At 37.5% G+C, this 23805-nt stretch carries 23 protein-coding genes; 3 read left to right on the forward strand and 20 right to left on the reverse strand.

Translation table 11 applies throughout. The features are described from left to right. Positions 1 to 26: 26 nt before the first annotated feature. From JZO71_RS07230 to JZO71_RS07260, 7 genes are all read right to left on the reverse strand, one after another. Entirely contained in the window at positions 27 to 464 is a 438-nt protein-coding gene (locus JZO71_RS07230; RefSeq protein ID WP_206898864.1) for an SLATT domain-containing protein, read from the reverse strand. Between the two features lie 147 nt (positions 465 to 611). Then, positions 612 to 1121 (reverse strand): QueT transporter family protein, encoded by a 510-nt coding sequence (locus JZO71_RS07235; RefSeq protein ID WP_206898865.1) that lies wholly within the window; start codon positions 1119 to 1121, stop codon positions 612 to 614. A 134-nt stretch (positions 1122 to 1255) separates the two neighbouring features. Further along, the gene (locus JZO71_RS07240; protein ID WP_206898866.1) at positions 1256 to 2017 is read right to left on the reverse strand and encodes a 3-oxoacyl-ACP reductase; all 762 of its coding nucleotides are present in this window, start codon (positions 2015 to 2017) and stop codon (positions 1256 to 1258) included. Next, positions 2014 to 2235 carry a DUF2829 domain-containing protein gene (locus JZO71_RS07245; protein WP_206898867.1) on the reverse strand — a complete coding sequence of 74 codons (222 nt, stop codon included), beginning with the start codon at positions 2233 to 2235 and terminating at the stop codon, positions 2014 to 2016. The genes JZO71_RS07240 and JZO71_RS07245 overlap by 4 nt, the downstream gene beginning before the upstream one ends. Then, positions 2225 to 3760: a helix-turn-helix domain-containing protein gene (locus JZO71_RS07250; RefSeq protein WP_206898868.1), complete on the reverse strand. Its 1536-nt coding sequence runs from the start codon at positions 3758 to 3760 to the stop codon at positions 2225 to 2227. Before JZO71_RS07250 ends, JZO71_RS07245 begins: the two co-directional genes overlap by 11 nt. Before the next feature lie 62 nt (positions 3761 to 3822). Next, complete coding sequence (locus JZO71_RS07255) at positions 3823 to 4524, reverse strand: LrgB family protein (RefSeq protein WP_206898869.1); 702 nt, start codon at positions 4522 to 4524, stop codon at positions 3823 to 3825. Further along, the gene (locus JZO71_RS07260) at positions 4517 to 4918 is read right to left on the reverse strand and encodes a CidA/LrgA family protein (protein ID WP_206898870.1); all 402 of its coding nucleotides are present in this window, start codon (positions 4916 to 4918) and stop codon (positions 4517 to 4519) included. The genes JZO71_RS07255 and JZO71_RS07260 overlap by 8 nt, the downstream gene beginning before the upstream one ends. Positions 4919 to 5235: 317 nt before the next feature. Here JZO71_RS07260 and JZO71_RS07265 point away from each other — a divergent pair, with 317 nt between their 5' ends. Continuing rightward, a complete protein-coding gene (locus JZO71_RS07265) occupies positions 5236 to 5970 on the forward strand; it encodes an MIP/aquaporin family protein (protein ID WP_206898871.1) in 735 nt (244 codons plus the stop codon). A gap of 215 nt (positions 5971 to 6185) precedes the next feature. On the opposite strand, the gene JZO71_RS07270 is transcribed toward JZO71_RS07265, so the two are convergent. Genes JZO71_RS07270 through JZO71_RS07280 form a run of 3 tightly spaced genes read right to left on the reverse strand, consistent with a single transcriptional unit; the run spans position 6186 to position 8060 of the window. Further along, positions 6186 to 7085, reverse strand: coding sequence for a metallophosphoesterase (locus JZO71_RS07270; protein WP_206898872.1), 900 nt, complete (start codon positions 7083 to 7085; stop codon positions 6186 to 6188). Between the two features lie 28 nt (positions 7086 to 7113). After that, positions 7114 to 7470 (reverse strand): iron-sulfur cluster biosynthesis family protein, encoded by a 357-nt coding sequence (locus tag JZO71_RS07275; RefSeq protein ID WP_206898873.1) that lies wholly within the window; start codon positions 7468 to 7470, stop codon positions 7114 to 7116. Between the two features lie 20 nt (positions 7471 to 7490). Next, the gene (locus JZO71_RS07280) at positions 7491 to 8060 is read right to left on the reverse strand and encodes a GNAT family N-acetyltransferase (protein ID WP_206898874.1); all 570 of its coding nucleotides are present in this window, start codon (positions 8058 to 8060) and stop codon (positions 7491 to 7493) included. 231 nt (positions 8061 to 8291) lie between these two features. Between JZO71_RS07280 and JZO71_RS07285 the strand changes: the two genes are divergently transcribed. Then, the gene (locus tag JZO71_RS07285; protein ID WP_067483467.1) at positions 8292 to 8588 is read left to right on the forward strand and encodes a hypothetical protein; all 297 of its coding nucleotides are present in this window, start codon (positions 8292 to 8294) and stop codon (positions 8586 to 8588) included. 237 nt (positions 8589 to 8825) lie between these two features. Here JZO71_RS07285 and JZO71_RS07290 read toward each other — a convergent pair whose 3' ends face one another. The 4 genes from JZO71_RS07290 to JZO71_RS07305 are packed head-to-tail and all read right to left on the reverse strand — an operon-like array spanning position 8826 to position 12453. After that, positions 8826 to 9773, reverse strand: a complete 948-nt coding sequence (locus JZO71_RS07290; protein ID WP_206898875.1) for a siderophore ABC transporter substrate-binding protein — start codon at positions 9771 to 9773, stop codon at positions 8826 to 8828. A 24-nt stretch (positions 9774 to 9797) separates the two neighbouring features. Continuing rightward, positions 9798 to 10553: an iron ABC transporter ATP-binding protein gene (locus tag JZO71_RS07295; RefSeq protein WP_206898876.1), complete on the reverse strand. Its 756-nt coding sequence runs from the start codon at positions 10551 to 10553 to the stop codon at positions 9798 to 9800. Continuing rightward, positions 10550 to 11509 (reverse strand): iron chelate uptake ABC transporter family permease subunit, encoded by a 960-nt coding sequence (locus JZO71_RS07300; protein ID WP_206898877.1) that lies wholly within the window; start codon positions 11507 to 11509, stop codon positions 10550 to 10552. The genes JZO71_RS07295 and JZO71_RS07300 overlap by 4 nt, the downstream gene beginning before the upstream one ends. Continuing rightward, on the reverse strand, positions 11506 to 12453 hold the full coding sequence (locus tag JZO71_RS07305) for an ABC transporter permease (protein ID WP_206898878.1): 948 nt from the start codon (positions 12451 to 12453) through the stop codon (positions 11506 to 11508). The genes JZO71_RS07300 and JZO71_RS07305 overlap by 4 nt, the downstream gene beginning before the upstream one ends. A gap of 147 nt (positions 12454 to 12600) precedes the next feature. Here JZO71_RS07305 and JZO71_RS07310 point away from each other — a divergent pair, with 147 nt between their 5' ends. Then, the gene (locus JZO71_RS07310) at positions 12601 to 13047 is read left to right on the forward strand and encodes a YueI family protein (RefSeq protein ID WP_206898879.1); all 447 of its coding nucleotides are present in this window, start codon (positions 12601 to 12603) and stop codon (positions 13045 to 13047) included. 66 nt (positions 13048 to 13113) lie between these two features. Here the strand turns inward: JZO71_RS07310 and gshAB are convergent, their stop codons facing one another. From gshAB to JZO71_RS07340, 6 genes are all read right to left on the reverse strand, one after another. Further along, positions 13114 to 15411: a bifunctional glutamate--cysteine ligase GshA/glutathione synthetase GshB gene (gene gshAB, locus JZO71_RS07315; RefSeq protein WP_206898880.1), complete on the reverse strand. Its 2298-nt coding sequence runs from the start codon at positions 15409 to 15411 to the stop codon at positions 13114 to 13116. Between the two features lie 171 nt (positions 15412 to 15582). Continuing rightward, complete coding sequence (ftsY, locus tag JZO71_RS07320; protein WP_206898881.1) at positions 15583 to 16584, reverse strand: signal recognition particle-docking protein FtsY; 1002 nt, start codon at positions 16582 to 16584, stop codon at positions 15583 to 15585. An 11-nt stretch (positions 16585 to 16595) separates the two neighbouring features. Beyond that, positions 16596 to 17405, reverse strand: a complete 810-nt coding sequence (locus tag JZO71_RS07325; RefSeq protein WP_206898882.1) for a Cof-type HAD-IIB family hydrolase — start codon at positions 17403 to 17405, stop codon at positions 16596 to 16598. A 9-nt stretch (positions 17406 to 17414) separates the two neighbouring features. Continuing rightward, entirely contained in the window at positions 17415 to 20993 is a 3579-nt protein-coding gene (gene smc, locus JZO71_RS07330; protein WP_206898883.1) for a chromosome segregation protein SMC, read from the reverse strand. 16 nt (positions 20994 to 21009) lie between these two features. Then, entirely contained in the window at positions 21010 to 21702 is a 693-nt protein-coding gene (gene rnc / locus JZO71_RS07335) for a ribonuclease III (protein WP_206898884.1), read from the reverse strand. Between the two features lie 303 nt (positions 21703 to 22005). Then, complete coding sequence (locus JZO71_RS07340) at positions 22006 to 23784, reverse strand: oligopeptide ABC transporter substrate-binding protein (RefSeq protein WP_206898885.1); 1779 nt, start codon at positions 23782 to 23784, stop codon at positions 22006 to 22008. Positions 23785 to 23805 lie beyond the last annotated feature (21 nt).

The following is a 23805-nucleotide window of genomic DNA, read 5'->3' on the forward strand; positions in this document are numbered from 1 at the left end:
TTTTGTTCCACTCCTTTTTATTATCTTTAATTTGAACTAGAATCAAGCATTTCATTGATTTGTTCATCGTATAAGTTTTCAACGCTTTCGACAAACTTTTCAACTTCGGCTTTCGTACTTGTTCCCTCTTCCCACTTTACATAAAAGAGAAAATATTCTTTTTCCAATTCGTTGATAAACTTAGAAATAGCTAACGTTTGTTCCTCAAAATTTTTCCACGTTTGCAACCCCTGAAGTACAGCCACGATTGCACTGATAATTGAGATGACCGTTAATAGATACATGTGCTCGGGTACCATTGATGCCAGAACGGGTATACAAGAAGACAAAATCAATTTCGATGCATTGCTAACAAAGATGACATTCTTTAATCGTTTTCGTTTTTTTCGTAAATGAGTAATTGGTTGCTTGATTCTTTTCTCTATGTATTCATTAAAATTATCTTTCGTTTGATTTTTTTCCATACACAAAACTTCTTTCATTTTTATCCTATCGTTCTATTTAGTATAACTTTAACTTTAAAATAAAAAAAGAGCTTCAGGTAATCCCTAAGCTCTTCACATAATCGTCCCTGCCGCAAGTTCCCATCAAACCTACAACAGACGAATCATTTATTTTGTTAAATCAATTTTTTTACTCATCCAATAGATAATCACACCGCCAACGCCCATCGACACCAATTCTCCTAAAGCAATGATCGCCCAGTTAAAGAAAAAGGGTGCTTGATAGAAAAATGTCAACTGACCTGCCACCGTAAACATTGAAAAAGCAAAAATCAATGCAGTAATAATCATTTTCATTTTCATCTTCTGAACCCGTTTGGTTACTTGATAATTGATTAGTAAAACGAGCAATGTACTGACACTACCAATGACAACATCTACGAGGCCTAACGGAGAAGCCAGATTGGCCAAGGCAACACCAAGAGTTACTGAAATAATATATTTCTTATTGTACAACGATAAATAATTAAACATTTCTGATAGACGAATTTGGACTGCGCCAAAGCTAATGACAGCTAAAAAGACGGTCACTGCCACGTAAAGTCCAGTAACTAACGCCATTTTTGCCATTTCCGTCGTCGTCCAGCGACTAGCAGTCTGGCTATTTTTCTGTTCCATAATTGTTCTCCTTTGCAAGATCAACATCTTGGTAATAACTACGGCCAAAGGATGGGAATCTTCTTCCAACTGAAGTGCCGTAGTGCGGAAATTCCGCTATATTTATCATACAGGAATCAAGAAAAAACTCAAGATTATTTTAGCAACCAGCCACCATCGATTGGCACGATTGCTCCTTGGATGTAACTCGCTTGAGGCGTTGCCAAGAACAAAGTCAGTTCTGCCACTTCTTCTGGTTTTGCCCAACGCTTAACTGGTGTTTCATCTGCTACCCACTGAGCCATTTCTCCTGTTCCTACAAAATCAGCTGCGTTCATCGGTGTCTCGATTGCACCTGGCGCAATCGCTTTTACCCGAATCCCTTTTGCAGCATAATCCAAAGCAAGTTGTTTCGTAAAACCAACAATTGCATGTTTGGCACTCGTGTAGGCAATTCCACCACCACCAGCTACTAAGCCGGCAATAGAAGCCATGTTGATGATCACACCTGCTTGTTGGGCAATCATTTCAGGTAAAAGTAATCTTGTTACGCGAAACATACTTTTTACATTTGTTTCATAGATACTTTCCCATAATTCTTCACTTGTTTCAAGTAGTGGTTTATAGTCGTCCAAAATGCCGGCAGTATTTAACAAAATAGTCACTGTACCAAAATGCTCATGACATTGTTTAATTGCTTCTTCCACTGAGGATTGCTCTCTTATATCACCTACAAAAAAAGAAAACTGTTCAGGAAAATGTTGCGCAACTGTTCCCATTTTTCCGAATTGTCGATCAAACCCAAACACAAAAGCACCCTGCGCTAAAAAAGCGTGTACTTGTGCTTCACCAATGCCCGAAGCCGCACCAGTTACAAAAACGACTTGTCTGGCTAAGTCTGGATACTGGTTGTTCATTCAACAACTTCCCAATCATCTGCTAAAATATCACACACAGTTGGCGCAAAACTTGAGAATCCTTCATCACTTGTCTTGATTAAAAAATAAGGCGTTACTGGACAACCATCAAATTCATCATCTGCGACTAAAACGACATATAACTCAAAGCCACTCCAGCCCTTGCGAATCATTTTTGCCCCTCGTTTTACTTTTGGTAAAATTTCTTCAAATGTCATTGTTGTACCCCTTCTCATTTTTTTCTTTTTGAATTGTCTGCAATTTTTGAGTCAACTGAATATAATCTGTCAGCTGCAATTCCTGAGCGACAATAAAATACTCAAGGTCAGCCCAAGGTTTTTTATGCACCTTGCTCGTCGAAATCAGTAAATCAACTTCTCGCCCACGATAATTCGCCGGTAAAAAAACTAGTCGATAATCATTGCGGAAAAAATTACGGAGACTTGCCATCAATAATTCTTCTTCGAAGACCGGAAAATCAGTCATTAATAAAACAGTGATCTCTGGTAATTGCGTCATAAATGCGCCCAAGGTTTTCATAACCGTCAAATAACGAGCCATCAAAAACCCTTGATTTTGAAACGCTAAGCTAGCTTCGGTTTCTTTTGCCTCTTCAAAAAAAGATAGCAACCATTGGTTCAATTTAGGATTTCTCACAATCAGATGATTATGAAAGTCGCTACTGTTCCCATCAATCGTGGCCTTTGCATCTGGAAATAAAAAAGTAAAGATATGGCTACTAAATAAATAATTTTCTGCGTCCAACGACAAAGGTTCCTCAGGTAGATGCTGTTCTTTTTGATAAAGAAGCAAAGCACGTTCTGCTTCTCGTAAAGCTTTAAATGGCGGCGTCTCTGCTGAATGATGGAATGAGTAGATCATTTCTCTGATTTGAGAATTAGAATAATATTCTTCTCTAGTCATCAAAACTAAAAATAATGCTCCTAATTCATCCTCAACTTGAAAATAATTTGGAAACACTGGTGCCATTGCTTGGCAAAAACGTTTAAATAACAAGTTGTTAGAAATCAACTCTCGTTTTCTACGATTTAAAATAACGAAATGTTTTTGTGACTTCCGCAAAAAGAACGCACCTAGCATGTACTCTAGTCGTCTTTTCTTGATTTCATTCAGTTGAACGTGGAAAAAATCAATAATTTGATCAGCTATTTTTTTGACATCTGTTTGCGAAATTGTTTCGAATGGCCAGATTTTCCCACGGAACAATTGCCAAAAAGTCATATGTAAATATAAGCGGATGATTTCTTCTTCCCCTTTTGCGACATAACTTCTTCGTTGTAACGTGATTCCATATGAATGTAACTCTTGTTTCCATTCATTGATTTTTCGATGCGCCGTTGACTCACTGATATAATTTTTTTGAGCAAACTGGTACATCGTCCGAAACTCTTCAAAAAAAATGTCGTGCAACAACTGAAACTTCAGCGTACTTTGCACGAGATAGATTAAAAATCGTTCATGTTCTATCGGATCTAACGTCGTTGAAAAGTTGTAGCCTGATCGGCGATTTTTGCTAAAAAGCGCTTGTGCCTTCCCGCTGAAGCGCTGATAACTTTTCGTTAATTCACTCAAATATTTTGTGACACTCCGCGCGTCAAGCTGTACACTTTGTGCAAGCTGAGCCGCAGTGTGCCACTCATGATCCTCGAAGCTTTCCAGCAGGAGAATCTGATAATATAAGTCTTTATCAAACGTCTTGAGATAATCTGATGACAAATACATTTGCTAGGCTCCTTTGTGCTAGAACTTTTTGGTTATTGTAGCACAAAACGCCATTTCTCGCATTAAAACCAGCTAGCAAAGGGTTGGAAAATCAACGGTAGCAAGAAAACTGTGAGCATTCCATTCACACAAATAGCAAGTCCAGAAATGATTCCTTCCACTTCGCCAATCTCAATCGCTTTTGCAGTTCCTATAGCATGTGAAGTACTACCTAAAGCAACTCCTTGTGCAACTGGACTTTTGATTTTAAATAAACGAAAGATATGTGTGGCAATCAATGACCCAAAAATACCCGTTGATACAACAATTGCTAAAGTGACTGCATTAACGCCACCCATTGTATGAGAAAGATCAACGGAAATTGCTGTCGTCACAGATTTTGGCAGTAAAGAGATCACCATCTCCTTCTTCAGCAAAAAAAGATAACCGATTCCGACACTAACTAAACAATTCACCACAATTCCAGCAAGAATAGCCGAAATGACCGGAAAGAAATTTTCTTTCAGTAAATGTAGATTCTTATATAAAGGAATCGCTAAAGCAACTGTTGCAGGGGTAATCAACATCGTTAAAAAATTCCCGCCAACATTATAATCAGCATAACTAATCCCTGTAAAATGCAAAAATAAAATAATAACAACAATTGACAATACTAAAGGATTGATGATCGGTAATTTATATTTCCGCAAAAATTTATCTGATAATACATACACACCTAAAGTCAGGCTAAGACCAAACAATGGGTTTTTAAGAAACTCACTCAACTTGGTTATCCTCCACTTCATTTTTTGGGATTTTTCGCTCTTGCAAATAATTGATTGCTGCTTCGACACCTTCTGCTGTTTTCCCAGCAGCAACCATCGTAACAATCGCACAAACAACTACTGCACCCAATAAGATAGGCCAGATAGTTGCAATATCGTCATAATATTCCAATAACCCCACGCCAGCAGGCACAAATAAAATGGTCAGATTGTTCAATAAAAAATCACCAGTTGCTCCAATTTTTTCAGGATCTACTAATTTCATTTCAAATGCTAGAAATAAAAAGATAATACCTAAAATACTTCCTGGAATTGGCAAATGGGCAAACACTCGTATTCCCTCACCTAAGACAGAGAAAAAAAGAATAATGAAAAACTCTTGAAAAAATTTCATGTAATACACTCCTTACGTCTGATTTTCATTTTACTAACAATCTTTTTCTGAAAGTTTCAAAACGTGCTGTTTCTAAGAAGCATCTTTTGAAAAAACAAATAAGTTTTATTTGGTATATTTAAAGGTGAAGTTGGTGAGTTGTAGGGGACTTTTTTTCTAAAAAAAGGGTTAGCTTGTTCAAGTTGGTCTAAATCATTTTTTCTTTTGATTGATTGCACTTATTACGACCTCGAAGAATGGCTAGCACGAGACACCGCACCTGCTTTTGTGTTGATGTTTCTTTTTTTTTGCACTTTTATAAATTTTTGGAGGTATATATGGATTACTCATTAATGACTCGTCTTGCGGCGGAAGTGTTGGGTACAGCTTTATTGATTATTTTAGGTAACGGTGCTGTAGCCAATGTAGATTTAAAAGGTACAAAAGGTTATGGTAGTGACTGGATGCTGATTGCTGTTGGTTACGGTTGTGGGGTCATGATTCCAGCAATGATTTTTGGTGGGATTAGTGGAAACCACATCAACCCTGCATTTACTATTTCTCTAGCAATGAACGGATTATTCCCTTGGGCAGAAGTTGCACCTTACATTGGCGCACAATTCCTTGGAGCAATCATTGGACAATTAGTCGTTGTTGCTTGTTACAAGCCTTACTACGATCAAACAGAAGACGTAAACCACGTGTTAGGAACTTTCTCAACGATCAATAGTGTTGGTTCTAAATTCAATGGTTTCGTTAACGAATTCTTCGGTTCATTCGTTTTATTCTTTGGCGCTTTAGGAATTACCAAAGCACCTTTCTTCCAAGATAATCTTGGAACTGCTCACTTAGCACTTGGTTTCCTTGTTTGGACACTTGTAGCTTCACTTGGTGGTCCTACTGGTCCTGGATTAAATCCAGCTCGTGACCTTGGTCCTCGTTTGTTACATGCAATCTTACCATTGAAACACAAAGGTTCATCACAATGGAGCTATGCTTGGGTACCAGTTGTTGCACCTATCTGCGCTGGGATCGTTGCAGTCTTCTTATACAAAGCATTATTTATGGCTTAATCTTATCGATAAAAAGCGCACAATGAAAAATTTCATTGTGCGCTTTTTTTTAGTTAAATGTATTGTTCTTGCAATGTAAACGACTTATCCTGCTAAGTTGGCTTCACTTTTTGTTCATTTTCTTCAATAACAGAATCATTGACATAAAAACAAGATGGCCTGATGAAAAAGCTGGGACAAAGACACCATTTGTCCCAGCTTTTTCAATTCGCCACTCAATAGTCAATTATCGTCAGTGCTTGCTCGAACTCTTCTTGCAAATGTTTTTTTTGATAGGCTAAAAATGCTGGATGATGATCACGTAAAACACCACGTAATTTCATTGGATTATATTTTTCTACCAACTTTTCTTGCAGTACGAATTTTCTTGTCAATTGCCATTCATAATAATAACCAAATGGCCGACAGCTATATTTCGTTCCTTGAATCACCTGATCTTCAAACCGACGATGGGTATGCCCAAAAACGACTTGTTTTACATTGTCATACTGATCTAAAAGCTCCCCCATTGAAGCAGAACCTAAAAAGGCATTCAATTTGTTCCAACGTTCATAAGGCGCAGATTGATAGACAATAAATTCTTTTTTTGGTACAAAATGCGTAGCCAATATGACAGCTAAATTTTTTTGCGCAAGTGTTTCAAGAAGTTGCTTAGTTGCCGCGAGCACTTGCTCATTGACTTCCAGATCTGTCCCCTCTCGCTCAATCATTCGGTCATACCAATATAAACGCTTCATCCGTAAAATTTGTTCCTCATCAGTTAGTTCAGAAAACTGATAATCATACCAACCATTCATTCCAAGTAGAACAGTATGGTCATTCAATGCAAGGTACCGCTCATTCAAAAAATGGTTATCTGGAAAATGACTCATCATTGGCTCACCCGTCACGTCTGCTAACTCATGATTTCCAAAATTAAACGTCGTGGCCAATCCTTTCATCGCAAAAAAATCAACAACTGCCAAAGCCTGATTGACCTTATTGGCAATGTCACCTGCCAAATGTAGGCGTGTAATGTCTTTTTTTTGTAGCACTTGCCATAAATCATTCATTTGCGATTCGCCAAATTTATTGATATCTACGTGTAAATCACTGATTACTGCCAGTTTCCCCATTTTTTGCTACCTTCTTACTTGAAATTTTTTAATCTTTTCTAACAACAGGTAGATTGCCTTTTAATAACCCACTTGGGCCTTTCAGTTGCAAACTTTGATACGTTGGTTCTAAAGCTAAAGTTGTTGGATCATCTAAATACATCTCGGCACTTTTCTTGATACGAATTGGCCCTAATGGCGTATCTACTAAGATTGAATACAAACTAAGATCAGCCGTTGATTGTTTTTTAATCAAAATCAAGCGAAAAGCCGTATCTAATTGACAGGTGATCCGACTATCCGCAAATGGTCCGTCGCCATTTTCTAGATCCAACAAAATTTGTTCATCTTCTTCTCGATGGCTTTCTAACCAGTTTTGTGCTTCCTTTGTCACTATTAATTCCATAGTTGATGCTCTCCTAACATTTATTGATGAGCCGCCGCCCATTCACTTTTCGTAATGCCTCTTAATATAACCGAAATCACTTTTTCTTTCCAACGTCGTGCCTCAGGAATCATTCCTTCTTGTTTCATTCCGAGTTTTTCCATCACGCGACCAGAGTTTGGATTTTCAACATCATGGTAAGCAAAAATGCGTACGAGATCCAACTTAGTAAACCCCAAGGTAAGTAAAGCTTCCGCTGCTTCTGCGATGTACCCATTTCCCCAATAGTTTTTGTTCAGCACATACCCTAACTCAGCAACTGCTGCAACGTCTTCAACTCTCAAATCAATCGTGCCAATCATCTTACCCGTTTCTTTAACTTCAATGGCATACTTTCCCAAAGGAGCATTCATAAAATAATTGGCGATTGAAATTTTTGTTTCCTCTAATGTTTGATGACGAACAAAAACAAAACGAGTTGTTTCTTCATCATTCGCGTATTCAAACATATCTTCCGCATCCATGATCGAAATGGGGCGCAACCATAGTCTAGCCGTTTCTATTTGTTGATGTTCAGCAAAAATTAAGTTTCGATTTACTTTTAATTCCATCTGCACCACGCACCAATCTCTAGTTTTCTAATTACTGTAGCGAAATTTAACAGAAGAAGCAAGTATTTACCTGACTTTCCTTAGCCTTCCCTTAAAAGAACAAGAATAAAAAACAAAACAAGAAAGTTTTAATCACTAGTTGAAAAAGAATAATGATTTGTTCACAGTTTGTTAATATCTCTTAGCTATAGTTTTCTTATCAAAACAAATCAAGTACTTGGAGGAATCATTATGAGCGAGCAAATCAAAAATATTTATTTTATTGAAGAAACTCAGAATATCGAAGGTTCATATATTGAAGTAAAAACTCTTTTTGTCAATGAAGACAAAGAAACGGCTCTTCAATTTTACGAAACACAGGCAAAGAAACAACAAAAGTCCTTTGGTTTGACGCTCAGTGAATATAAAATCAAAGCTGAAGCAAGTTATTTTTATCAATTATTAAAACGCTGGAGCCATTTACCTGCCGATTTTTATCGTAAAATGAATATCGTTCAATACCAACCGCTCGCAGAATACTACGCGTAAGGTAAGTTAAGCTTCCTTTAAGGACCATCACTTACGATAGATTTATCCTAGAGGAGGCGATGAACGATGTTCTTACACTGGCTCGCAACTTTTTTAATCGATGAAACGCCACGAATCAGTCCTTATGAGATTGACAGTGAGTGCCTGTTACCAACTGATTTTCCGGACTGAGTATGAAAATAGCAAAAAGCCAAGACAAAACGACTAGTCGTTTTGTCTTGGCTTTTTCTTTCGTTCTTATTCAAATGCTTGATTCACATCATCTAACATTAATTTCATTGACTCTAATCCACCACCACTCAAGTACCATACATCAGGTTGTAATGAAATGATTTTTCCATTTTTTCCTGCATTCGTTTGTGCAATCAATTCGTTTTCTGCCAGATTATTTTGGCTGTCATCTCCACCAATTGCTTTAGTACGATCGATCACAAACAATAAGTCTGGATTTTTTTCTAACACATATTCAAATGAAACGCTTTGACCATGCGTTGAAGGTTCAATTGCATCATCTGCTTGTGGGAAGCCAAAAACATCGTGTACAAATCCGAAACGTGAGCCAGAACCATAAGCAGATAACTGTCCTTCATTCACTAAAACAACTAAAGCTTTTTGATTAAGTTCACTTGCTTTATCGGCTGTTTTTTCGATTTCAGTAGCTAATTCTTTGATTTGTTTCTTTGCTACAGATTCTTTATCAAAGATCTCACCTAAAGTTAAGACATTTTGTTGGATTGACTCCCATGGTTTTTCCGTATCAACTGATAAAAATAAGGTCGGCGCGATTTTACTTAGTTCTTCTTGAAAATCACTTTGACGACCAGAAATAATGATTAAGTCTGGTTTCATTTGATTGATTTTTTCTAAATCTGGTTCTTTGATTCCCCCAGCGGATTCTACTTCTTTGTAACTTGATAAATAAGCAGGTAAATTTTGCGTTGCAGCACCAATAACTTGATCTCCCACGCCTAAGGCATCAAGTGTATCTAATGATCCATTGTCAAAAACGACAACTTTCTGAGGATTCTTGGTTACTTCTACTTCACCATTGCTGTCTTTGACTGTCAGCGTTGTTTCTTCGCTGCTGGCAGTTTTTGTTGCTGTTGTTTCTTCTGATTTATTCCCTGTTCCACAAGCTGTTAACAATGATGCAACAACCACGAAACTAAACATCCATTTTTTCATTTTTTGTTCTCCTAACATTTATTTTTAGAAATAAAGACAGAATCTACGACCTTCAATTTCGCAAATTCGTATGTCCATTTCATATAATTCATCGAGTACAGCTTTTTGGATAATCTCATTGGTTTTCCCTTGCGTAAACAATTGTCCCTCTTTCATTGCCACAATTTCATCTGCATAACTAGCGGCAAAATTAATATCGTGAAGGACAATTACTACTGTTTTCCCAAGTTCGGTCACCAATTGTTTTAAAATCTGCATGATTTGAACTGCAAAATTCATATCTAAGTTATTCAAAGGTTCATCTAGCAAGATATAATCGGTATCTTGCGCTAAAACCATCGCAATATATGCACGTTGAAGTTGTCCGCCAGACAAAGTATGGACGAATTGATCTGCCAACTTAGTTAGTCCCAGATGTTTGAGCGCTTCTTCCACAAGCTGATGATCTTCTTGTGTCAAACGTCCTTTTGTATAAGGAAACCGACCAAACTCAACCAATTCTTTAACTGTAATTTGTAAATTCAATTCATTTGATTGACGTAAAATGGCTAATTTTTTCGCTAATTCATTTGACTTCCATGTCCGTACTTCATTATGATCCAAATAAATTTCACCTGTATCTTTAGGAACTAAGCGACTAACTAAGGAAAGCAAAGTTGATTTACCCGCGCCATTTGGTCCAATAAAAGCTGTTAGTTGTTGTTCTTGAATCGTCAAGTTGATATTATCTACCACTGTTTTTCCTTGATAAGCTTTATTCACACCAGCTAAATCAATCATCCTGCTTGCTTCCTTTCACGAATTAATTTTAGTAAAAAGTAACTACCACCCAGAAATTCAATCACTACACTAATTGTTGTGTTCCAACCAAAAAATTGTTCAACAAGTAGCTGCCCACCTGTCAATAACAACATCGCCACTAAAAAACTACCGACAAATAAAACTTTATGTTGATACGTTGCAAATAACCGGTAACTAATATTTGCTACGACAAATCCTAAAAAGGTCATAGGACCTACTAAGGCTGTCGCTGTTCCCGTCAGTAAACTAACCACAAACAGCACAAGAAATTGTAATCGTGCAACATCTACACCTAAGTTCATCGCTTGTTCTCTTCCCAAGTGAATAACATCTAGAAAACGATGCAAATAAAACAGCAGACACCAGCCAGCAACAATCAAACAAGTGGCTGGCAAGAGATATTGACTCTGGATATTCCCAAAACTCGCGAACAACCGACCTTGTAACAAATCATATTCATTAGGATCCATTATGACTTGTAAAAACGTACTCATGCTGCCAAACAACGTTCCTAGGACCATCCCAGTCATCAATAATAAAAATAAGCTAGCTTGCATTTTTTTTAATAAAAAATAGAATAAAATCAAACTCAAGCCCACCATTAGACTAATTGTCAGCAAAAAAAAGACAAGACTTGTTTGCTGTAACATCGTCACGCCACCTAACAAGAAAAACAAAATCGTTTGAACAAGCACATACAACGAATCTAGTCCCAAAACGGACGGAGTCAAAAATTGATTTTGACTGATTGTTTGAAAGCTAATTGTTGCTCCACTCACTGCTAGTGAAACCAAAAAAAAAGCACCAATTTTTTTACTTCTTAATGCCCAAGCAAACGACCAATTTCCATAAGTATTGATGATTAAATAACTTATCGTAACTAAGCACACCACTCCAACTAATAACAATAAACGCCAGCGTATAGTTTTTTTCATCGTTTCTCCCCCTTCACTAATAAAAAGAGGAAAATAATTCCGCCAATTATGCCAACAATGACACTCACTGGAATTTCATAAGGATAAATTAGAACGCGAGCCAAAATATCGCAAATTAATAAAAAAACACTTCCAAATAATGCAGTTATTCCTAAAGTTTGATGGACTTGATTCCCATACATTCTCGCCACTAAATTGGGGACAATGACACCTAAAAACGGCATTGTTCCAACCATAATCAACACGACTGCACTGGCTAAAGAAACTAATCCTACGCCTAATAACTGCATTTTGTGATAATTCATACCAAGATTCACCGCAAATGATTCACCCAATCCCACAATCGTAAATTGATATGCAAAATAATAAATAATTCCTAGTAAAGGGATTGTTAGATAAAGCAATTCGTAGTTGCCACGCAGAATGGTAGAAAAGTTACCTTGTAACCACGACGACATGTTTTGAACCAGTTGATATTGGTAAGCAAAAAAAGTTGCAATGGAACCAATAATATTTCCCCACATCACACCGATCAGTGGCAACATCAACTGATTTTTTTGTGGAATCATTCGTGCAAAAAAAAGAAACAATCCTGTCCCTAAAAAAGCAAATGCAAAAGCCGTTGCTGAACGTGTGACAATTGACGCATTTGGTAGAAAAAGCATCACAATCAAAATTCCTAGACGTGCACTGTCCATCGTCCCAGCAGTCGTTGGTGAAACAAATTTATTCTGAGTCAAATGCTGCATAATCAGGCCGCAAATACTACTTGTGGCTCCTACCAGCACAATACAAATAGTGCGAGGCAAGCGACTGATAAGAAACAATTGTGCACTTTGGGTATCCGCTTGAAAAAATTCTGTTACTTGTACCGATGACACTCCAATCAATAATGAAAGTAAACTGAGTCCCACTAAGCTGGCAATCAACCAGCGATAATGCATAAAATCCCTCTTTTCTAATTGAGAATGATTTTCATTCTTATTCTAAGTGAGAAGCTGAGCAAAAGCAACCGCTTTTTTGTCATTTATCTTATTTCAAGTAATTTGTGTTATAATCGCAGTATCAAACGCTATAAAGGAGGGCTTCTTTTGCCACAAGATGAATTGCAAAGTCACTTGGACAAAGGTCGTTATGGGACACCTTTGGTCAACCCAGAGGAACAACATAAATATCTAGGAACTTTTCGTGAGCGTTGCTATGTCAGTATGACCATTGGTGAAATGAAAAAAGCTGAGAATCAAGCAAACTTCCTCAAGGAACTTGAAAAATATCCAGATGAACAAATTTTATTAAATGGCAGCATGTCTGAAGACCTTCAAGCACGCTATATCCAATTGGCAACAAAACAAAAAGTTCGTTTCACAGTGATCAATGACTTTGTCAAAAATGATGATGATAGTCTTGGCCTAATTTTAACTGCTAAAGAAGCGGTCAATGAGCCCGTCATTGATATTGAAAAAAAATACCCAAAAGAACAAGAATCTGAACAATCAGAAAAACCGAAAAAAAGTCTTTGGGACAAATTGTTCCACTAAGATAGCAAAAAGCTCGTATAAAATTCATTGACGAATTTTACACGAGCTTTTTTTATTTAATTCACCTTATTTTTCTTCTTCGTTCCAATGGTTCAACGCCCAGACTTCTGGATACAAAAGTTTCAACACCGCTAATGTTAATCGTTGTCCCGTCCCAGAAAATGGATAGACGTGCATGTGCATGGCAGGATTAAAATTAGCTTCAATAATCCCATAAGCCTTCTCATCTGTTGCCGGATCAATTTCTTTATCTGGAATAATCAAATCGATTCCGCTGACTTTTGCTCCCAACGCCGTAACGGCTGCGACTGCAATTTTTTTGTACGCATCAGAAAATTCAGCTGTTACATCAATTGAATCTCCACCGGTACTGATATTGGAATTTTCACGCAAATAAACGATTTGATCTTTCGCAGGAATAGAATCAATTGTTAATCCTTGTTCTTTCAACATCAATTGTTCAAGATCCCCTAACTGAATTAACTCTAATGGTGCGCGATGGTTCGTCCCACGTAAAGGATCTTGATTTTTTTGAGCAACTAATTCCGCCACAGTTTGTTCCCCATTACCAATAACGTTTGCAGGTATCCGAAGTAAGATTGCTTGAACTTGTCCATCAATCACAAAAAAGCGATACTCTGTCCCAGGTAAAAATTCCTCGACTAAAACGGATGTGTCTTCCCGAAAAGCAATTTCTAACCCTTTGTGATAGTCTTCTTCACTCGCACCTTCTTTAAAAATGGTGATGCCTAATCCGTAATTCGTTGATTTTGGCTTAATGACAAACGCTTCATTGGCAAAACGGGAATAAGCACGTTTGGCTTCAGCCATTGAAGTAAACTCTGCACCAGCAGGAACACGAAAACCTGCTTCTGCTAGGATTTTTTTGGTCACTGTTTTATTTTCCATGATCAAGGGCACAATGTAACTATCTTTGCTTGTCATATTTGCATTTTTAACGTATTCGACATGGTTTTCAAATTGCAAACGTAAAAACTGATCTGCTTCATCAATCACTTTCACTTGAATTCCTTTTTGAATTGCATCAGATAGGAAAATCTGTGTGGATAGCTCCATCTCACGAAAACCAGCCAATTGATAAGGGCGCTCATGGCTTTCAGCATTGTATTTTCTACCTAAGGCAACGGCAACAGCCTTTTGGCTATCACTTTGTGTTTCTGTATATAATTGGGCAGCAATCGTTTGAGAGGGATTATTTAAGCGTTCAGTTAACTTGTCGATTACAGGCAACAATTCTTCATGTTGTAAAGCTTGAACCATTTCTTTCATTTGCGCAAAGAGCATCAGCCCTTCTTCATACATGGCCGTTTGATCCAAAGGACCTTCCAAAGCAACTCGATTGTTGTAAAGTGTTCCTTCTTCCACCCACTCGTCGACAGATGATCCTTCAGGCGCCCATAGCATAAACACTAAAAATAATTGTAAAAATTGGACTTGTTCTTTACTAATTCCTAAATGATGATACGGGTTCAAATCAATATTTCGCAACTCGATATAGCGTACACCCATCTTTGCAACGTCCGCAACTCTTTTACCTCCACGGAAACGAACAGGTGCATAGAATTCTTTTTCTTCAGATAACTTTCCTTCTTCAATCATTTGTTCAATATCTGCTAAGTACTGCTCCATTGAAGCATAAGAAACTTTTACATTTGAATGGTTAGTGTATCCATATTCGCTGTTTCGAATACTACGAACAGGTTCATGAGGATGTAACTCATCAACGAAATAATTTGCTTCGCTCAATGGAGAAGCCCCATATAAATAAGTAATCAACCAGCGATAGCGCAAAAAGTTTCTTGCTACTTTTAAATACACGTCTGTTTTAAATGCTGCAAACTCTTGAATCTCTGTTTGTTGAACAAACAAGGCACGAATTAATTCCTCACCAAATTCAAAATTAAAATGAATACCACTGACCATTTGTTTTCGTTTACCATATTCTTTTGCTAAATAGCGACGATACAAAACATCTTCAAACGTTGCTAGTTTGGCAATCATGATTTCTTCATCTTTTTGTGGCAAAGCAGGTGGCATACTTAGTGGCCAAATCATTTCCTCATCTGACATTGATCGAGAAGTCACATCATAAATTGCATCTAAATATTGAAAAAGTTCCTCAATGGAATCTGTTACTGGTGTAATCATTTCCACCTGAGTTTCACTAAAATCAGTTTGAATATATGGATGATACGTGCGATCCCCAAAAATAGCTGGATGATCTGTTTTTGCTAACTTTCCATCGTGTGTTACCCGTTGCCCTTCGCGTTCAATTCCAAATCGAGCTTGATCGATAAACGGTATGACACTTGAATGTTCTAATAATTTTTTAAAGTTCATCATTACATGTCCTCCACTTCATACATTGACATTATAGTAAAAAACAATCAGAAAAAGAACGATCTTGCTTTAAAATGAGGAGATTATGAAAAACTGCACAAAAAAAGAAGTATGCCAGTCTTTTTTCCGGCATACTTCATCCATTTCAAAATACCATGTTTACAGTTTAATTGACTACTCTTCTTTAAGTAGTCCTTTGAACAATCCGATAACAAAATCATTTGGATCAAATGGTTCTAGGTCATCGATTCCTTCGCCTAATCCAACTAATTTTACTGGTAAATGCAATTCATTTCTGATTGCTAAGACAATTCCACCTTTAGCAGTCCCATCTAATTTAGTCAAAACTAAGCCAGTTACATCTGTTGTTTCTTTAAATTGTTTTGCTTGAACCATTGCATTTTGCCCCGTTGTTGCATCTAATACCAATAATGTTTCATGTGGTGCATCTGGTAATTCACGTTGAATCACACGTTTGATTTTTTCTAATTCTTTCATCAAATTAACTTTGTTTTGCAAGCGCCCCGCTGTATCGACAAGCAAAACATCTGCTTCTTCTGCTTTCGCACGTTCCAACGCATCATAAACAACTGCTGCTGGATCACCACCAGCATTTCCGTGAACGACTTCCACACCAGCGCGTTCGCCCCAGACTACTAATTGGTCAATCGCTCCCGCACGGAATGTATCAGCTGCTGCCATCAAAACTTTTTTGCCTTCATTTTTGTATTGATGCGCAAGTTTCCCAATACTTGTCGTTTTACCCACACCATTCACACCAACAAAAAGCATAACCGTCAGACCTTCTGGTTGAATATTCAACTCATTCACTTCATTAAGACCTTCTTGTTCATATAAATCAACTAGTTTTTCAATGATAGCATTTTGAACTTCTGCTGGTTTCTTCGCGTTACGCAGTTTCACTTCTTGACGCAAAGATTCTGTAATTTGGATTGCTGTTTCAAAACCCACATCTGCGCCAATCAATGTTTCTTCTAACTCTTCAAAGAAATCTTCATCAACTGTTCGGAAATTGGCAAACAATTCATTCATTCGCTCGCCAAAAGTTTTTCTCGTTTTTTCTAATCCTTTGTCATACTTTTCTTGGACTTCAACGACTTCTTCTGGTTGTTCTTCACCAGTAAATGCTCGTTTGATTTTGTCAAAAAATCCCATTTGATTCCCCCCTATACTAAAACAAATTTCTCAATTGCTTGTGCAACACCGTCTTCAATATTGCTTGCAGTCAAATAGTCTGCACTGTCTTTAACTAAAGGAACAGCATTCGCCATGGCGACACCCATTCCTGCATATTCAATCATTGGTAAATCATTTTCTTCATCACCAATTGCCATGACTTCCGCTTGGGTGATCCCTAGCTCTTCTGCTAATAAAGAAATTCCATATGCTTTAGTAACACCTTTTGGCATAAATTCTAGCAACATACTACGAGTCTTGATGATTTCAAATTGTTCATGGAACACACTTGGAATTTCTTGAATCTTTGGATCTAATTCTTCTTGTGCATAAGCAATAACTGCTTTGTTCAAAACATCCGCCTTCTTAACATCCATTAAAGTTCCTGGACGGAAGTCCAAAACCTTATTCAACACGTTGTAAAGCGATTGTTTTTCAGGAGCTGTTGGCAATTGATAAACAACACCATCAGATAACACATCTAGCGGCAAAGACAACTCTTGTGCTAACTGGGTCAATTGCTCGATATCAGCAATAGTCATTACTTTTTTCGCCATGATCTCGCCTGTGTCATTCTTTTGAACAAGCCCACCATTAAACGTAATGCTATAGTCACCTGCATCAATCAGATCCAATTCCGTTAAATAATGTGCCATAGCCGCCAGTGGACGACCTGTACATAAAACGATTTTGACTCCTTGATTTTTTGCTTGCGCCAAACTTTCTTTATTTCTAGCAGAAATTTGTTTTTCTTCATTTAGTAATGTTCCATCTAAATCAATGGCAACTAATTTAATCATATTTACTTCCTACTCTTTCACAACAAGATTCTCATCTTCTTTAAGATCTTCCATACGGACAGAAACGATTTTTGAAACACCTGATTCTTGCATCGTTACGCCATACAAAACATTTGCAGCTTCCATTGTTCCTTTACGGTGTGTGACCACAATAAATTGGGTATCATTTTGGAAATTACGCAAATAGTTACCAAAACGTGTCACATTTGCCTCATCCAAAGCTGCTTCTACTTCATCAAGAATACAAAACGGTACCGGACGAACACGAATGATTGAGAACAGCAAAGCAATTGCCGTTAATGCGCGCTCCCCACCAGAAAGTAAACTTAGACTTTGTAATTTTTTACCTGGAGGTTGAACTTCGATTTCAATTCCTGTTTTCAACAAATCAGTTGGATCAGTCAAGACAAGTTCTGCTCGACCCCCACCAAACATATTCGGAAAGACGACTTTGAATTCTTTGCGGATTGCTTCAAAAACTTCTTTGAAACGTGTGCGAACTTCGTCATCCATTTCATCCATTGTATCAAATAACTGATTTTTGGCAGAAAGCAAATCATCTCGTTGAGTAGATAAAAATGTATAACGCTCATTCACCTGTTCGTATTGTTCGATTGCATTCAAGTTAACTGGTCCCAGTGCTTCAATACTTCGTTTCAATGCCACTACTTTTTCTTTGCTACCTGAAACATCTGCTGTTGGTTGATAATCGACCACAGCTTTCTCAAAGGTCATTTGGTATTCTGTTTCTAAGTACGTAACGTGTTGGTCTAACAGCATTTCTGCACGATCTTTTTTCACTTCAAGTTTTGATTGCTCAGTCAAGCGTAGTTTGTGTTTTTGGTTTTGCTGTGCCAATACTTCAGCTAATTGATCGATTTCAACTTGGGTTGCGTCACGAGACGCTTTCACTTCTTGAAGCTCAATCTGGAGCTGTTCACGTTGGGTAGATAATTCGTGAATTTTTTCGTCTAAACTTTCTTCTGTCAACTCATGATCAGAAAAGTTTGCAGTTAACGCTGCTAACTGTTGTTCTAAACTTGTCTGGCGCTCCATTGCCTCTGTTTTTTGGACACGCGCACCACGTAACTGGATCTGCAAGTGATTAAACTGCTCTTTTAATACAGCAAGATTAGCTTGCTCTTGCGCTTTTTGTCCTTGGATTTGCACACGACGGGCTTCCATTTGATCGCTTTCTTGACTTAAAGATTTGATTTCTTCGTCAATTTTCGTGCGTTGTTCTTCCAATTTTTGTTGCTTCGTTGCTAATTCCGTGCGTTGTTGTTCATACGTTTCGATAAATTGATTTAACTCACGGGTCTCAAAATTAGAAATCTGTTGTTCTTTTTCAAAACGGGTTAAATCATTTGAGATATTTTGAAGTTTATTTGCAACTTCTTGTTCTTCGAAACGCAACTGTTCCATCACACTTCGTGCAGCTTCGTATTCTTCACTAAGTGTCGTGACTTTTTCTTGTAAAACTTGAACTTTCTTTTCTTGAACTTGTAGTTCTTGATTTGCTTGGTCAAACTCACTAGTCAATTGTTTCAATTCTTGATTTTGAGCGAATAAACTTCCTTGATTTCCACGTTTATTGGCTCCACCAGTCATTGAACCGCCTGCGTTTATCACGTCACCCTCTAAGGAAACCACGCGATATTGATAATGAATCGTTTGTGCAATCGCATTAGCACTAGCTAGATCTTTTGCTAAAAGAATCGTTCCCAACAAATTATTCACCACTGACTGGATTGCATCTGGGTAAGTCACTCGTTCACTTGCTACGCCTAAAAAACCCTCGATAGTAGCTGCTTGTGCTGCAACATGAGCAGGTAATTGACGTGGTTTAATCGTTGTTAATGGCAAGAAAGTTGCACGTCCACCTTTTTGTTGTTTCAAATAAGTGATTGCTTGTCTTGCATCCACTTCATTTTCAACAATAATATGTTGTGCAGCCCCGCCGAGTGCGGTTTCGATTGCTAAGGTGAAATCTGCTGGAACATCGATTAATTCTGCAACTGCACCTACAACACCAGATAATTGTTGTTTGTGTTGTAATACTAAACGTACACCTTGATAAAAACCAAAGTAATTTTCTTGGATTTCTTGCAAACTCTTTTGTCGTGCACGTAACTGTTGTACCTGATTCATCAGTTGATACATTTTTGGGTGCTCAGTATTCAACTGTTCTTGGAATTTCTTTCCTTCGGTCTGAATAGCTGTCACTTTTGCTTTTGTTTCTTCTGATGATTGAGTCAGTTTCGTTTGTTGCTCCACTAATTCTGCTTTTTTTGCCGACAATTCTGCGACAGTTGCTTGAACCTCTGTTTGCTTTGCCAGCGTTTGTTGACTCTTTGCTGTCTCTTGCTGATACTGACGTTCTAAATATTTCAATTCATTTCCGACAGCAGCTTGTTCCTGCATTAAATCGACATACTGATCGCGTAATTCAGCTAATAATTCTTTTGTCGATTTTTGATATTTTTCAAGTTCTTGTTGAGTTACCATCAATTGCGCTTCTGCTTGTTGGATCTCCGCTTCTTTTTTATCGACATCTTTTGTTAAACTAGTTTGTTGTTTTTCAAAGTGCTGAACTTTTTTCTGTGCTTCCGCTAAAGATGCTTGATATTCTTGTGTACTTTGTTTGGTATGCTTGGAGCGTTCCAGTAAGACATCTTTTTGTCCCTCTGTTTGCTTTAGGCTTTCTGACAAAGCAAGTAATTTTTGCTGATTCTTTTCAATCACACGATCCGCTTGAGCATTTTGTTTACGCCAAGTTGTAAGTGTTGATTCACGCTCTTGGATTTGTTCAGTTACGCTCGCTAACTCTTGGTTAAATTGTTCTAATTCAGTTTCTCGTTGTGTCCACTCAGTTCTTGCCGTTTTGATTTCAGCAATCATTAAAGCAATATCTGTTTCAGTCAACTCTTCTTTTAAGCGTAAAAACTCCTTTGCTGCCTTACTTTGAGTAGCTAAAGGAGTTAGCTGTTCTTCTAATTCATAGATGATATCTTGAACTCGGCTAAGGTTATCTTCTGTTTCAAAAAGCTTTTGTTCTGCTTTTTTCTTACGTTGTTTATACTTTAAAACACCCGCTGCTTCTTCAAAGATTCCGCGACGGTCTTCTGGTTTACTACTAAAAATCGCTTCAACTTTCCCTTGTGAGATGATTGAAAAAGATTCTTTTCCTAAGCCAGAATCTAAAAACAATTCTTGGATGTCTTTCAAACGACAAGATTGTTTATTGATAAAAAAATCGCTTTCCCCTGTTCGACGGTAACGACGTGTCACACTGATTTCATTGTATTCCAATGGTAGATAATGGTCTTCATTATCTAAAATGACCGTTACTTCTGCTACGTTTAGTTGTTTACGGGAATCTGAACCTGCAAAAATAATATCTGGCATCTTTCCACCACGCAGACTTTTTGCTGATTGTTCACCTAAGACCCAACGAATGGCTTCCGTGATGTTACTTTTTCCGCTACCATTTGGGCCGACAACTGCTGTGACACTGTTTTCGAAGTCAATCACTGTTTTATCAGCGAATGACTTGAATCCAGCGATTTCAATTCGTTTCAAATACACGAAAGCTTTCCCTCACTTACTCTTCCAAGGCTGCTAATGCATTTTCAGCGGCAGCTTGTTCTGCTAATTTTTTTGATTTCCCTTGGCCCGTACCTATTAATTGATCATCCACATAGACTTCAATCCAAAAGATACGTTCATGGGCTGGTCCTTCTTCTTTAATCAATCGATATTCAATAAAAACATCTCCTGATTTTTGCAAGACTTCTTGCAATTTGGTTTTGTGATCCATCTCATGTGAAAAAGCACCTGCTTTGACTTTTGGGAAGATAACTTGCTCGATAAATGCGTGTGCTGTTTCGAAGCCTTGGTCCAAATACAAAGCACCTAGAAAAGCTTCAAATAGGTCGCATAGTAACGCAGGACGTGTTCGTCCACCAGAGTTTTCTTCACCTTTACCTAACATAACATGTTGATCAAAGTGACATTCTTTTGCAAATTTTGATAAACTGTCTTCACGAACGATTGCTGCACGCATTTTTGTCAATTTTCCTTCTGGTAAATCTGGATACAAGCGATACAAATACTGAGAAACCATCAATTCTAATACTGCGTCTCCCAAAAATTCCAAACGTTCATTGTCTGATAGGTGTAAATTGCGATGCTCATTCACATAGGATGAATGAGTAAAAGCTTGTTCAAGTAAATTTAGATCGTGAAAAACGATTGTATATTTTTCTTTGAGTTCTTTTGTCAGCTGATTGTCCATTTTCCACATTCCTTTTATAGGATATTTTTCATACTTCCTTATTATACTGGTTTTTCGATAATTTTGAAATGTTTGGCTAAAAAGTAAGAAAGCTTTAAGAAAAACGCTGTGGTTCAAAATAGTTTGCTTTAAACAATTGGATTTGTTTCTAGAAAAAATTTTTCGAATTTTTGCAAACACTTGACCCAATCTTTTCCTCTTCATCATTTTTTATATCCAACTAAAAAATAAGGTCAACCAACGAGTGGTTGACCTTATTCATCGTAAAATCATTAGTGAAAATAGTTCCTGTTAAAAATTGGATTAACGTGAAGCATCTGTTACAGAAACTTCTGCCCAAGGATTACGTTCGTCGTATGCCCAGTTCCAGTCTTTCACACGATCATTTACAGGTAAGACTTCATTACGGAATAATGTTGGAATTGCAAAGGCTTCTTTAAACGCATATTCTTGCCATTTTTGGTATGCTTCTTTTTGGAAATCTGCATCAAACGCATCACTTGAATTGATTGCATCAATTAATTTTGTGTTTTCTTCAGATTCATAACGTGTATAGTTAAATGCTGCATTTGGTCCCCATAGTCCACTTGGATTTGGATCAGTTCCTGTATTCCAAGCCGCTTGGTAAACATCAATTTCAGGATCATCATTTTTTAGTTTGTCATAGAATGAGTTAAACTCAATTAGACGTCCAGTTGTGTATTCAACATTTAAACCAATTTGTTTCCATTGTTGTACATAGTAATCAGCTAATGGTTGTGCTGTTTCGCCACCTGACATTGAAGCAAATTTGATTGTTAGCTCTTTGCCGTCTTTGTCTTCACGAATGCCATCCCCATCAACATCTTTAAATCCTGCATCATCTAATAATTTGTTTGCTTTGTCGATGTCTTGTGTATAACCTTTTAATTTAGAATCATGGTAAGACTCGAACACTGGAGGAATCAATGAAGTTGCGTTGCTTCTTAAGCCAGCGTAGAATTTGCTACCAACAGAGTCATTGTCTAAAGCATAACCCATTGCTTGACGTAATGATTTGTCAGCCATTTTTGAATTAGGATCATATTCAACTGTGCTTTCTTCATTATTCCATTTACCCAATTTGAATCCAAGGTAAGTGTATGAAGTTTGTTCGCGTCCTAAGTTTGTATAGCCTTCGATATCTTTATATGTTTCATAAGTATCTGTTGGCATTTGGAAAATCATGTCATACAACTTAGAGTTCAATGCTTCTGTCGCACTTGCTGTTTGTACTGATTTCATGGTGATTTTTTTCAATTTTGGTGTGCCGTTCCAGTAGTACTCGTTTGGTAAGTATTCTACTGATTCACCAGCAACAATATTGCTCATGTAATAAGGACCAAAAGTTACAGGGTGTTTACGAACTTGATCGCTTGATTCCATATCTTTGATTGCTACGCCTTCAAGTGTATGTTTTGGAGCAGCATATGAGTAAACGCCACCGCCGGCTTGTAACATACTTGGCTCAACTTTTTTATATTCAATCTCAACTGTTTTGTCATCTACTTTTTTGATTCCAGAAATTGTATCTGCTTTGCCATCATGATATTCTTCCATACCAATTACATTACGGAAAGTATCATCATAACGAATACCTGTATAGTCTTTGTGACCGATGATTTCGTAAGAGAAGATCACGTCGTCTGCCGTAACATCCACTCCGTCAGACCATTTCACATTGTCTTTTAGTTTGATTGTTGCAACTTTTTTATCTTGGTCTAAGTCTAAAGTAGCTGCTCCATCATCCGTGATTTTGAAATCTGTATCATTTGAGAACAATGCTTCGTGTGACGGTGCCATGAATGCTGCATCAAACGCATCTTGATAGAATTCCCATTGGAACAAACCAGCAAATTGACTATCTGTTGCAACTGCGGCTTCTAATTCACCATCTTCAATTGCCTCTTTATCATTTTTTGTTGCAAGTGGGAATGATAAAGCTTGGCTATCCCCTTTATCTCCTGAAGCATTTCCAGAAGAATCTGTACCGCTGCCGCCGCCACAAGCTGCTAGTGTTACGACAGATAACAATGTTACTACTCCAAAAATCGTTTTCTTCATTCCTATATCCCCCTTATTTCG

Source organism: Candidatus Enterococcus courvalinii (assembly GCF_017315945.1).
GTDB lineage: Bacteria > Bacillota > Bacilli > Lactobacillales > Enterococcaceae > Enterococcus_B > Enterococcus_B courvalinii.